General features: G+C 54.2%; 10 protein-coding genes and 3 tRNA genes. 6 read left to right on the top strand and 7 right to left on the bottom strand.

All coding sequences use genetic code 11. The features are described from left to right. Window positions 1–33: 33 nt before the first annotated feature. On the top strand, window positions 34–1782 hold the full coding sequence (locus tag AMM48_RS11605) for a calcium-binding protein (RefSeq protein WP_102784174.1): 1749 nt from the start codon (window positions 34–36) through the stop codon (window positions 1780–1782). 15 nt (window positions 1783–1797) lie between these two features. Here AMM48_RS11605 and AMM48_RS11600 read toward each other — a convergent pair whose 3' ends face one another. After that, window positions 1798–2319 (bottom strand): ACT domain-containing protein, encoded by a 522-nt coding sequence (locus tag AMM48_RS11600; protein WP_102784173.1) that lies wholly within the window; start codon window positions 2317–2319, stop codon window positions 1798–1800. 257 nt (window positions 2320–2576) lie between these two features. Here AMM48_RS11600 and AMM48_RS11595 point away from each other — a divergent pair, with 257 nt between their 5' ends. Continuing rightward, window positions 2577–3065, top strand: a complete 489-nt coding sequence (locus AMM48_RS11595; RefSeq protein ID WP_102784172.1) for a fasciclin domain-containing protein — start codon at window positions 2577–2579, stop codon at window positions 3063–3065. Window positions 3066–3237: 172 nt separating this feature from the next. Here AMM48_RS11595 and AMM48_RS11590 read toward each other — a convergent pair whose 3' ends face one another. From AMM48_RS11590 to AMM48_RS11580, 3 genes are all read right to left on the bottom strand, one after another. After that, entirely contained in the window at window positions 3238–4056 is an 819-nt protein-coding gene (locus AMM48_RS11590) for a tellurite resistance TerB family protein (RefSeq protein WP_244271207.1), read from the bottom strand. A gap of 226 nt (window positions 4057–4282) precedes the next feature. After that, window positions 4283–4359, bottom strand: a tRNA-Arg gene (locus tag AMM48_RS11585). 57 nt (window positions 4360–4416) lie between these two features. Next, a tRNA-Arg gene (locus AMM48_RS11580) sits at window positions 4417–4493 on the bottom strand. 337 nt (window positions 4494–4830) lie between these two features. On the opposite strand from AMM48_RS11580, the gene AMM48_RS11575 reads away from it, so the two are divergent. Further along, window positions 4831–5952 carry a hypothetical protein gene (locus AMM48_RS11575; protein ID WP_022734363.1) on the top strand — a complete coding sequence of 374 codons (1122 nt, stop codon included), beginning with the start codon at window positions 4831–4833 and terminating at the stop codon, window positions 5950–5952. Window positions 5953–6111: 159 nt separating this feature from the next. Then, window positions 6112–6465, top strand: a complete 354-nt coding sequence (locus AMM48_RS11570; RefSeq protein WP_102784171.1) for a DUF4169 family protein — start codon at window positions 6112–6114, stop codon at window positions 6463–6465. 342 nt (window positions 6466–6807) lie between these two features. On the opposite strand, the gene AMM48_RS11565 is transcribed toward AMM48_RS11570, so the two are convergent. The 3 genes from AMM48_RS11565 to lipB all read right to left on the bottom strand — a co-directional run bounded on the left by AMM48_RS11565 (window position 6808) and on the right by lipB (window position 9407). Further along, window positions 6808–7347, bottom strand: coding sequence for a hypothetical protein (locus AMM48_RS11565; protein WP_028791874.1), 540 nt, complete (start codon window positions 7345–7347; stop codon window positions 6808–6810). Window positions 7348–7725: 378 nt separating this feature from the next. After that, window positions 7726–8748, bottom strand: coding sequence for a diguanylate cyclase (locus tag AMM48_RS11560; protein WP_102784170.1), 1023 nt, complete (start codon window positions 8746–8748; stop codon window positions 7726–7728). Continuing rightward, window positions 8745–9407 (bottom strand): lipoyl(octanoyl) transferase LipB, encoded by a 663-nt coding sequence (gene lipB, locus AMM48_RS11555; protein WP_102784169.1) that lies wholly within the window; start codon window positions 9405–9407, stop codon window positions 8745–8747. The genes AMM48_RS11560 and lipB overlap by 4 nt, the downstream gene beginning before the upstream one ends. A 118-nt stretch (window positions 9408–9525) precedes the next feature. Between lipB and AMM48_RS11550 the strand changes: the two genes are divergently transcribed. Both AMM48_RS11550 and AMM48_RS11545 read left to right on the top strand, forming a co-directional pair. After that, window positions 9526–9612: transfer RNA gene (locus AMM48_RS11550), tRNA-Leu, on the top strand. A gap of 378 nt (window positions 9613–9990) precedes the next feature. Continuing rightward, window positions 9991–12282 (top strand): NADP-dependent malic enzyme, encoded by a 2292-nt coding sequence (locus tag AMM48_RS11545; RefSeq protein ID WP_102784168.1) that lies wholly within the window; start codon window positions 9991–9993, stop codon window positions 12280–12282.

Below are 12282 nucleotides of genomic sequence, written 5' to 3'. Positions count from 1 at the left end.
GTGTTAAGCCCGATCAACCCAGAGGAGGACACCTTGGCCAAGATCATCGGAACGAATGCGAATGACAGCCTGACCGGGACTGCCGACGTTGACCAGATATACGGGCTTGGGGGCGATGATCGCCTTGAGGCGGTTGGTGTTGGCGATACCCTGATCGGTGGGCCGGGATCGGATACGTTTGTTCTGACCGAAGACTGGCAGGATGTGACGCTTGATTACGCTGCTTCTGATGTGGCGATTGAACGCGCATATCTGTATCGGGATGGCACAACCTATGTTCGTGACGGTGCGGGTGATATTGATCGGAGCGATGTTCAGGCCGATTTTGCCAACATCAGCATCACGGGAACCAAATATGACGACGCGTTTAGTGGTCATTGGAAACTGGTGGAAGGCGGGGCTGGTGCAGATCAGTTTGATCTGACGTCGGGGGCGGTGACATATGCGCATTCGCCCCAAGCTGTCCATCTTGATTTCGATGCCGGCCATTTTGACGGCGGGGATGCCGACGGCGACGTATTTTTAAGTGTGCGTGGCCTTACCGTTCATGGTTCGAGTTATGACGATCATTTGGTGGGGGCAAGTGGCCTTTATAATGACGTTTACCTGCATGGCGGGGGCGGGGATGACCTGCTTGAGGCGCGCGGTGACGGTGGTGCGCTATATGGGGATGCCGGGAATGACACGATGCTGGGCACCAGCGGGAATGATTATTTCAATGGCGGGCCGGGCCGGGACGTTATGGTCGGCGGTGACGGGCAGGACCGGATCGACTATCGTGACGCGTCTTCGGGGGTTTACCTCAATCTTGCGACATCGCAAGTCAGTGGTGCTGAGGCGGACGGGGATGTATTTTCAAGCATTGAAGATGTCTATGGATCGTCGTTCAAAGACGTTTTGATTGGCAGCGACACGAACAACGATATTGATGGCTATGCCGGTGATGATTTGATCATTGGTGGCGATGGTAATGATCAACTGGCCGGTGACGGCTACTACGGACCTGCCCCGGTAAGTGTCACCATCAGTGACGATACCATCCTTGGCGGTGACGGAAAGGATGTGCTTAACGGCGGTGCCGGAAATGACATTTTGCTTGGCGGGGCGGATGACGACTGGATCGAAGGTGGTGTCGGTGCGGATGTTCTTGATGGTGGAGATGGCGAAAACTGGCTGGTGTATCAAAAGACCCTGAGCACGGGTTCAGAGGGCGTCTATGCCAATATCGAAACCGATGTTGTTTATGGCGGGGATGCGCAAGGGGATGTCATTTCCAATTTCACCCACATCATCGGATCCGCAGAAGACGATTTCCTGATTGGAAATCAGGACCGCAACGAAATATATGGCGGGTTTGGCGACGATGTCATTTCTGGCGGTGGCGGACATGACTTTCTGATCGGGGCTTATGGCGCGGATACCATCGAAGGTGGTGACGGGAATGACTATCTTCTGGGCGGAACCGAAGGACGTCACGATGGCGGCGGAGCCAATACATTCGTTTGGAATGAGTACGAAGACGGGCCTGAGCGCGACCGGATAGGTGATTTTCAGGTTGGGCGCTATGGGGACCGTATCGCACTTGGTTCTGAGTTTCAGGACAAAAGCGGCATTCACGATATTAGTGACGTGCTGGCGCATGCCGAGCAGACCGAGGATGGGGTCTATATCGATTTTAGCAATGGTCGCGGACACACTTATGGTGTGGTGCTTGACGGCGTTGAAAAATCAGATTTGGACAGCAGCAATTTCTATTTTGCAGATGACGATGTTCTTGGCTGAGCCGGGGCGTGCCCCTTAAAGCTCGTCAAACTTAAATACCAACCGCATCGATCCGGCTGTATTGGCCAGCGTTGCCAGACAGTTGCTGGCCCGTTCCGGGGCGATGGCAACGGCAAAGCGGGTGGTGTAGATGCGTGCGTCCTTTTCATCGGTGCTTGAGGCGGCAAGGCGCACGATGTTGGCGTTATATTCAATAAATATTTCCGAAAGCCGGGCGATTAGGCCGGGTTGGTCAATGCCGGAACATTCGATCATGTGGGTTGCGCCAGGGGCGGTGGTGAGTTCCGGGATGGCAACGATTTCTTCCACCTTGATATCCGCATTTTCCAGTGACAGCGCGTTCAGTGCGGTTGCGCATTCGCTCACCGGGCAGCTGTCTGGCAACTCACAGCTGGTTTCGAATTTTGCCATGCCATCCTCAAGGGCAAAATATGTCGGTCCCAGATTGGCGCCGATGTCAAAAATACGGCCAGAGATGTCGGACACAAGACCGACCCGGTCATTGCAGGAAATGGTGATCCGCGCATTGGCATTCATTTGAGAATCTCCGTCATATTCAAGGTCGCTTGAGGCGATGGCGAAGCTTGAGCATATCATCGCAGTCGCCCGACATGCAGTGATAATTATACCCGCGATCGCAAGGCCGCAGATACGGTCCGATGGCACAAACGGATTACCGGCAGATGATCACAATCATATGAATGAACTGATCGTCATGACGGCGCCGTAAGCATCCCGACAGCGTAATTTCGAACAGCAATGTTCAACATAACAAACTTACAGGAGTTTGAGAGATGCGTGCGTTCAAAAAAAACGTTCTTGCAGTTGTTGCCGGTGCGACTTTGACCTTTGGCGCAATGTCGGCCAAGGCCGCAGACATTGTCGATACGGCGGTATCTGCCGGATCGTTCACGACACTGGTTGCCGCAGTGAAGGCCGCAGGTTTGGTCGATACCTTAAAGGGTGAAGGTCCGTTCACGGTATTTGCACCAACCGATGAGGCCTTTGCCAAATTGCCCGCCGGTACGGTCGAGGATCTGCTCAAGCCGGAGAACAAAGACAAGCTTGTGGCCGTTCTGACTTATCACGTTGTGCCGGGCAAAGTGATGTCAGGGGATATCGCAGGCAAGGAAATGATGGTCAAAAGCGTTCAGGGCGACACCATTGATGTGAATGCCATGAACGGCGTGATGGTTGACGGTGCAACCGTTACCTCGGCCGATATCGAGGCCGATAACGGTGTGATCCACGTCATTGATGCCGTGATCATGCCGGGCATGTAAGTCGCAGGCCATTTAAGCAAAGCAGCCCCGCACGTGTTCGTGCGGGGCTGCTTTTTTTCAAATGATGCACGTAATCGGTTTGAGTGCCTTGGGCATGTCAGAAAAGGTTCAAAGCGTTGGAATGCTTCCGGATTGGGCCATTACGGGTTGGGCTGCTTTAAAGCAAAAGGGCTTAGCTGGCCGGTGTGGTTTCAAGCATATTTTGACGGACGCTGATGGCCTGATGATCAAGGTGCCGGCGTAAATCCATTGCAAGGTCGAGGCAGTCACCAAGGCGTTCAAGGTAGCGTTCTTCCTCTGGATCATCCGGGTCGATTGCCAGACAGGACGCAAGATAGATTTCTGCGGCCTGTTCCTGAGTACGTGCCAGCTTGGCGGTCTGCATCGGGTCGGAATCAGCGGAAAAAGCATCAAACAGGAATGCCTTTTCGTTTGGGCCGAGGTTAAGGGCCTCAATCTGTTTGGCGATGCGTTTATGTTCCGTCTGATCAATATGTCCGTCGGATTTGGCTGCTGCGATCATTGCGCGGATCAAGGTCAGGCGAAAATCGGCGTTGTCGCGGCTGCGTTCGAGTTCGGGGGAAAAGCCGCTGTCGGCAGGGACGTGGTCAAGATCGCTGTCCTGGCTGTGATCCTTGGGCGATGCGTTGTTTTTGTAATCGCGCCATGCCTTGTAAGCCAGACCGGCAACAAGGGCTGTGCCGCCATAGGCCAGCACTTTACCGCCCATTTTGCGGCCTTTTTTGGAGCCCAGGACGGCCGACATCAAGCCGCCGCTGATCGCACCACCCACCAATCCGCGACCAACACCATTGCCCAGGCTATTCCCAACCATGTTGGCCAAGCCGCCAGATTTGCCGCCAGTGTCGCCACTGGTGTTGCCGCCTTTGTTGGCGAGGCTGTCTGCGATGCCGCCCAGTTTTCCGGACATTGTCGAACGCCCGCCACCCGCATTTCCCAAAACATCGCTTAGAAGTTTTCCGATATCCATGAACATCTCCTGCATTTTTTTGCTTTGCCCAATGCTCGATATGTTTAGGGGGTGGCAAACGGCAAGACCGATATGGGCAAAGTCGTGCTTTGAGGCCCTTTTTGCGGGCAACGCAGTGAAATGGGTCACATTCTTACAGGGAAAGTCAGGGCGTTTGGGGAGAGTGGTGCGCAAGACTGTCAGGGCAAATGACAAAGGCCCGACGCGGGAACGTCGAGCCTTTCAATGGTGCGCCCGGAAGGATTCGAACCTCCGGCCCTCTGATTCGTAGTCAGATACTCTATCCAGCTGAGCTACGGGCGCATTTTATGTTCTACGCTAAATGGCGAAGGCTCGACGCGTGAACGTCGAGCCTTCCGATGGTGCGCCCGGAAGGATTCGAACCTCCGGCCCTCTGATTCGTAGTCAGATACTCTATCCAGCTGAGCTACGGGCGCTTTGTCTAGCGTTTCCGCCGGTTTGCTCTGTACGAACTCCCCGTCGGCGGAGCGGAACTTATGCAAACGAGCGGGTCATTGCAAGCAGTAAATTTCAAAAAACCGTATTTTTCCCGTGAGGGCCATTTTCCGCCTTGCTAGGGCGTTGTTTTGCCCGGCTTTGTCCCGTTTGTCGGCATTATGGAGAGGACTCGGCAAAAAAGGGGCAAATGCGTCTTGTTCCACAAGTGGTCGTAGACTAAGATGCATTCAATCCCGGGGGAACAGGGGCTTGTTTCTTCTCATAAAAAGCGGGCCCAGGGAGATTCGCATATTTCTACTTAGGTAATAGATCGAAATGGCCGTTCGTAAAACCTACCTTGCCTTGATTGGCGCCGCCCTGATGCTGGGGGGATGTTCTTTTTCTTCTGAGGCCCTTTGGCCGACACTTGCCGGATCAGACTCCGATACGGAAAATTCCGCTGTCGCTGCTTCTGAACCGATGGGGAGTGATGCCGCAACCAGTTACGATGCGGCGCAAAGCACGCAGCCGTTGACCGGTGTGTCACAGACCGGAACCTTTGTTGGTTCGCGGGTTGAAAACATGCAGCAGGAGCTGAACCGTCTTAAGTCGGCTCTGAACCAACACAATAATGAATTACAGCAGTTGCGCGGACAGACCGTATCGCATTCGCAGGCCTATCATGGCACTGTGGCGGCGATCAGTGCGCGCCTGCAGGTTGGCACCACGCCGGGTAACCCGGTTCTGGTCCAGCAGTGGAACACCGCACAGTCTGAACTTGACCGTGTGAACGACGATATCGCCGCGTTGAACTCATTGGCCAACAAGGTTGCAGCAGATTCGACCCTGTCGACCTTCTTGCTTGAGTCCGTTCGTTCGGCCTATCAGGTTTCCGGTGCTGTTGACGAAGACCATCGTCAGTTGGCACTGCTTGAAGACGAAACCAACCGCACCACGGTGCTGATTGATCGTCTTCTGAACGAAATCAGCGAAAGCCTTTCGCGCCAGACGTCTTATGTCAGTACCGAGCGTGCGAACCTTAATGCGCTTGCACTGGCTGTTAAGAATGGCGAGATTTTCGGAGACTCACTTTCCAAGCGTGTCTTCCAGTCGCAGGCCGCACCAGCGCCCAGCAGCCAGCGCATGGCATCAACCAGTGATCGTCCGCTTGTGGTGATCCGGTTTGATAGTGCCAGCGTGAAATACGAGCAGGCCCTTTATAACGCGGTTAACCGCGTTCTGGAGCGTCGCCCGCAGGCAAGCTTTGATGTTGTTGCGGTGACACCGAACCGGGGCACCCCGGCACAGGTTGCGCTGAATTCCAATAAATCCAAGCGCAACGCGCAGGCAGTTCTTCGGTCGTTGGCCGATATGGGCATGCCAGGTTCGCGCGTGCGTGCTTCTGATGCGACCAGCGCATCTGTTTCTGCCAATGAGGTCCACGTCTTCGTGCGCTAAGTCGGCAGACAGAACGGATTTTAAGAACGGCTATGGCGGGTGCCTCGATATTTCGGGGTGCCCGCTTGTTTTTTGGGGCTTGTGCAAACACATTATAGTCTGATCATGCCAACTGTTGGTGTGACCGAATGATGTGTGACGGACAAGAAGCAAGGTGCTATGGGCGACCTCGTTAATCTGCGGCAGGAACGTAAGCGCAAGCAACGCGATCAGAAGGCCAAAAAGGCCGATGCCAATCGTGCCTTGCATGGACGGTCACGCCAAGAACGCCGATTGACGGATGCAGAACATCAAAAGGCAGACAAGCATCTTGATGGGCATCGTTTGATGGCGGATGCGTCTGAGCCGGTTTCCGATGCTGGCGCACATGCCGATCAGATCAATTCCGGACTGAATTGCGGACCGGTGGTTTCGGATGGTCCTGAAACCAAGGACGGCGATGCCGCCCCTGTCAAAGATGACCAAACCAACGTCATTTCAATGTTCTCACCCAATATCCCCGACCGCCAATAGGGGCGCCGAATATGATGCCGTTTCTCAAAGCGCTATGACGAACGTGTTCTGTCGTCGGGTTTTGAGGAGGCTGTCGCTGTGCGTAAGGGGAAGGGTATCTTTGCCCGGATCTGATGCGCTGTGACAGGTATTTGATGCCAGCAGCGAGATCACGCGGACAGGAAGCAGGCCGATCAAAAGCAGATGCTTGGCGGCCATACCGGCGGGTGTTGCCGGGAATTCAAATCACACTACCGATGATGCGATGCGGGATTAATGTAGCTGAACGCAGCACACATATTCCCACGCAAGTCGGTAGTGGTCACATATCTTCTTTTTACATTCCAAGATCAAAACGCGGCGCTAGTTCAGAAGCGTTTCTGCTTCGCGTTTGCTTTGATCAAGTGCCTCATCCCAGCCCATAAGCCAGTCTTCATGGTCGCGAGAGTCTGATGGATAAGGGTTTTCAGTCAGTCTATGTGCATCGAGCCCAGCGGAAAATCCAGAGCCAAGGGCCGAATTTGGCAGATAGCGCTGGCGGACCACCGGTGCGTTGGTTTCATACATCTGGTTGCGGAAAGCAGGAAGAGAGCACAAAACGCCGTCATCAATACCAAGCGGGTAAGCCATCATCATGGCCGTGCCAAGTGAGGTGATGGAAAGTTCCGCCCCGGCTGTCTGGCAAATCAGACCCGCCATTTCAAGATGGGTAACCGCATTTTCGATGCGACGCTGCAGGTCAGCGTTGTCTTCAATGGCAACCTGATTGCCATCATCGTCAGTACAGAAAAGGGACAACACACGCCCCAAAAGCATACTGCGATCAAGGTTTTCACCGGCACTGCGCAGAACCGTCAGCATCAAGGCAGGGTCGCCAGGCGCAAAATTCATAGAACTTGTCATTCATGGGCCTCCGTTCAGATCGAAACGAATTCCCTCCCAAGCGTGCAGCTATTCTGTGGTGGGCAAAGCCCTGCTGCTTTTTATTATTATAGTTTGCAGATATGTTTCTAACTTGTGAAGACAAGATTGCGCTTTGGTTGAAATTTTTATCTTGCTGTGTGGTTTTGGCCCATCAAACGGCTAATAAACTGAAAAAGCGTGTGGTTTTGCGTTGCCCGCGTGCCGAAAGATTTTTGATATTTTTGATCAATTTATCGGCATCAACCTGACGACGCCGGTTTGATCAGAATGTGACGCATCCCATCAAGCGTTGTTTTGCCGGTTGAAGTTTAGGGTGCATATCGTTGCGGCTTTGTCGGGAAGGTGCGAGCAGATGCGCTATTTTTTGTGCTTTTCAGCGGGCTTTTTATCGTCCGGATTACGCCAGACACGGACCCGGTTGCGCCCGCCTTGCTTAGCGGCATATAGCGCCTGATCGGCCTTTTCGATGATTTGTTCGACGCTGCGTCCCTTGGTCATCGGGGCCGCACCAATCGATGCGGTTACCGGCAAGGTGGTTGTCTCGGTGATGGGGACGGGGGATGCTTCGACCACGCGGCGTAACCGTTCAAGCACACGGGCGCATTGTGTCATGTCGGCGTTGGGCAAGCAGATCAGGAATTCTTCGCCGCCATAGCGATACACCTTATCAAACGGGCGTACATGCGATTGCAGGATGCCGGCAATCGATTGCAGCACAAGGTCTCCGGCCTGATGGCCATGGGTGTCATTGACGGCCTTGAAGTGATCAAGGTCGACCAGAGCAACGGCGGTTGGGACTTCGGTCCGGATTGCGCGTTCGCGTTCGGCGTTCAGGTCGCCCAGCATGGTTTGCCGGTTATAGGTGCCCGTGAGCGGATCGACATCGGATCGGGCAGTCCTAAAGGCGCGTTCAAGGCGGCGCAGTTGGGAAAAAAAGGATTCGGCCCGTAAGGCCATCATGTCGAATTCAGCCGGATCGACTTCGCCGTCAAGCTCACGTCCTTCGATAAGGCGTTTGGCCGACTCGTGAAGTTGCTGATGCGTTGTTGCCAGTGCATGCATTGCAGGTTGGTCAATCAACCGGTTATGGCGATTGATCGCGTACCATGCCCCGAAATCGCAATCATGGTGATGGGTCGCGTCATGGTCATGGTCGTTGCCATCGACGTCCGATGGCAACGGAGAATCGGGCAGCACCAGTATCCTGTTCCAGCGCAGCAGCAAGGCAACATGTTCGCCAAGGGCCTTGTCGAGCTCGGCCAGAATGTCGCGTTCGGCATCCGCCATTCCGCCGTCAGCAACACTTCCAGGCATTTTATGGCCTTTGGCGGGGCTTTTGGCAGCGGCTTTATCTGGGGCCGATTGCGACCTGTCACTCATGCAGATGTTCCGGGAAAGATTTCCGTAAAGGTTTGTTTTAACAGGCGGTCGAGTTCTTCCATAGAAATATCGACGCCAAGGTCAGCCAAACTTGTGACGCCGTGCTCGGCAATGCCACAGGGAACAATGCCGCCAAAATGCGACAGGTCGGGCGATACGTTGATCGCGATGCCATGAAAGGTCACCCAACGACGCACCCGCACCCCGATGGCGGAAATCTTGTCTTCGCGGCCGTCATCGCGCACCACCCAGATGCCAACACGTCCATCGCGGCGTTCGCCGGTCACACCGAGCAGGGAGAGGGTGCGAATCACCCATTCTTCAAGGTTATGAACATAGGCGCGCACGTCACGGCCGCGTGTTTTAAGGTCCAGCATCAGGTACGCGATGCGTTGGCCCGGTCCATGATAGGTATATTGTCCGCCGCGTCCGGCGTTATAAACAGGAAAGCGATCCGGATCGACAAGGTCCTCGATATGCGCACTGGTTCCCGATGTATAAAGCGGGGGATGTTCCAAAAACCATATGAGTTCCCTTGCTTTTCCCGCATGTATGGCGTCAGCGCGGGCTTCCATTTCGGCCAGTGCTTCGGGGTATGAAACCAACCCGGAGGCGGTGCGCCAGTCGGGGATTTGCGCGGTTGGGGCGATGCTTTGCATTTTTCCTGTCAAATAAGTGAAATGAGCCCTTGATCAGGGGTAATCAATTTGCTATCTCCCTTTTCGCAGCAAGGCAAGCCTACAAACTTACCTCAGTAGCCTTGTTGTTACGACATATGCGGTCGTGGCGGAATTGGTAGACGCGCAGCGTTGAGGTCGCTGTGGGCTAACCCCCGTGGAAGTTCGAGTCTTCTCGACCGCACCAAAAACGCCTCCTCTTTTTAAGAGGGGGCTTTTTTGATTCTGGCCCTTGGCTCAGACCATAAGATATCATGAAAAAGACCCCGCCAGAAATGGCGGGTTTTTTCGTTTTTGGTTTGCTGATATATGCCCTACAATGCGTTTGGAACTGCAAGGATCAGACAGGATGCTTGGCAAAGGGCCGTGCCGGTGCAAGTGATTGATTTATTGTGCAGTGCCGCGTTGAAAATTACGCAATGCAGCCCTTTGGCAGAACGACACACTGAATGCTTCAAACGTATGGGAAACTGCTTTAGTCTGTATGTCCCACTAAAATGAATTATCAGGATTTAACCACTTGATGGTTAATTAATGTAAATACCTGAGATTAAAAGGTATTATGATGGCAAATCGAAATGACAAGCTGCGCGAAGCAGCTTTGGACTATCACCGGTATCCCACCCCGGGGAAATTGTCCGTAACGGCAACCACGACCCTTGCGAACCAGCGCGATCTTGCGCTGGCCTATTCGCCGGGGGTGGCATTCGCCTGTGAGGAAATCGTCAAAGACCCGGAAACCGCAGCGGAATATACCGCGCGTGCCAATCTGGTCGGCGTGATTTCCAACGGGACGGCTGTTCTTGGTCTTGGGCCGATTGGTCCGTTGGCCTCCAAGCCGGTCATGGAAGGCAAGGCGGTTCTGTTTAAGAAGTTCGCCAATATTGACGTCTTTGACCTTGAAGTTGACGAGACCGATCCGCAGAAGTTCATTGATATTGTGGCCGCACTGGAACCGACTTTCGGGGGGGTTAACCTCGAAGACATTAAGGCGCCGGAATGCTTCATCATTGAGAAAGCCCTGCGCGAACGCTGCAATATCCCGATTTTCCATGATGATCAGCATGGCACGGCGATCTGCGTTGCCGCCGCCGTGCTCAATGGTTTGCGTGTTACCGGCAAGGATATCAACAAGGTTCGCCTTGTGACGTCGGGTGCCGGTGCGGCCGCCTTGGCGTGTTTGAACTTGCTGGTGTCCATGGGGCTTCCCAAACACAACATCACGGTCACCGACCGTTTCGGTGTGGTGTACAAGGGCCGTAAAGATGAAATGGACCCGTGGAAAGACGAATATGCCATTGAAACCAATGCGCGTACGCTAAGCGATGTGATCGAAGGGGCTGATATTTTCCTTGGTCTTTCGGCACCAAACGTCATGGGTGAGGAAGAGCTTCGCAAGATGGGCGAAGGCCCGATTATCATGGCGCTGGCAAATCCGACCCCGGAAGTTTCGCCTGAACTGGTCAAGGAAATCCGCCCCGATGCGGTGATGGCCACCGGACGGACCGATTATCCCAATCAGGTGAACAACGTTCTGTGTTTCCCGTTCCTGTTCCGTGGCGCACTTGATGTTGGTGCGACCGAGATCAACGAGGAAATGAAGATCGCTGCGGTGCACGCCATTGCCGATTTGGCAAAGGCCGAGGTATCGGACATTGTCGCAACCGCCTATGGCGGCATGGAACTTAAATTCGGGCCGGAATATTTGATTCCCAAACCGTTTGATCCGCGTTTGATGATCGAAATTCCGCCGCGTGTTGCCAAGGCAGCGATGGACAGTGGTGTTGCCAAACGTCCGATCAAGGATTTTGACGCCTATCGTCAGCAGCTTGAAGGCTTTGTCTTCCGGTCTGGTCTGGTGATGAAGCCGGTCTTTGATATGGCGCGTGCGCATAAAAAACGCGTTGTCTATCCCGAGGGCGAATCGCGCCGTGTTCTTCAGGCCTGTCAGGTTCTGGTGGATGACGGCATTTGCCATCCAGTGCTTATTGGACGTCGCAGTGTCATTCTTGAACGGATTACCGAGCTTGGCCTGCGCATCGTGCCAGATGAGCAGATCGAAATTCACGATCCGGACGACAATGCGCATTTCGAACAGGATTGGCAGGACTTCCACAACATCATGGGCCGTCGCGGGATCAACCCGGAATATGCCCGTGCGATTGTCCGGACACGTCCAACCGTGATCGCATCCCTGATGCTGCGCCGTGGCGAAGTTGATGCGATGCTGTGTGGCTGTCAGGGCGGCTTCCTGCGTCATTTGCGCTATGTCCGCAACCTTGTGGGTTTGCGCAAAGGTGTGACCGATTTTTCCACGGTCAACATGATGATCATGAAGCAGGGGACGTTCTTCCTGACCGATACGTATGTGTCGGTTGATCCGACCCCTGAACATGTTGCGGAAACCGCGATTATGGCCGCCGACGTGGTCAAACGGTTCGGGATTACGCCAAAGGCAGCGTTGATTTCGCATTCCAACTTTGGCAGCCACGAAAACAAGTCAGCCTGCAAGATGCGCGACGCGCTGCGTTTGATCCGAACTCAGGCACCCGATCTTGAGATTGAGGGTGAAATGCATGCGGATGCTGCGATTTCGCAGCCGATCCGTGACCGCATTTTCCCCCATTCGATGCTTAAGGGATCGGCCAACCTTCTGGTGATGCCGACGCTTGATGCGGCCAACATTTCCTACAACATGGTCAAAATGTTGGGCGATGGTTTGCCCGTCGGCCCGATTTTGGTCGGTGCGGCCAAATCCGCCCACGTTGTCAGCCCGTCGATTACGGTGCGCGGCATTGTCAACATGACCGCCATTGCCGTGGTTGATGCGGTTACCCGCAGTCAAGAAGGCGCATAA

This window comes from Thalassospira sp. GB04J01 (genome assembly GCF_000751115.1).
Classification (GTDB): domain Bacteria; phylum Pseudomonadota; class Alphaproteobacteria; order Rhodospirillales; family Thalassospiraceae; genus Thalassospira; species Thalassospira lucentensis.
The sequence above is the reverse complement of the archived record's forward strand: the minus strand, read 5'-3'. Positions and strand labels throughout refer to the sequence as shown.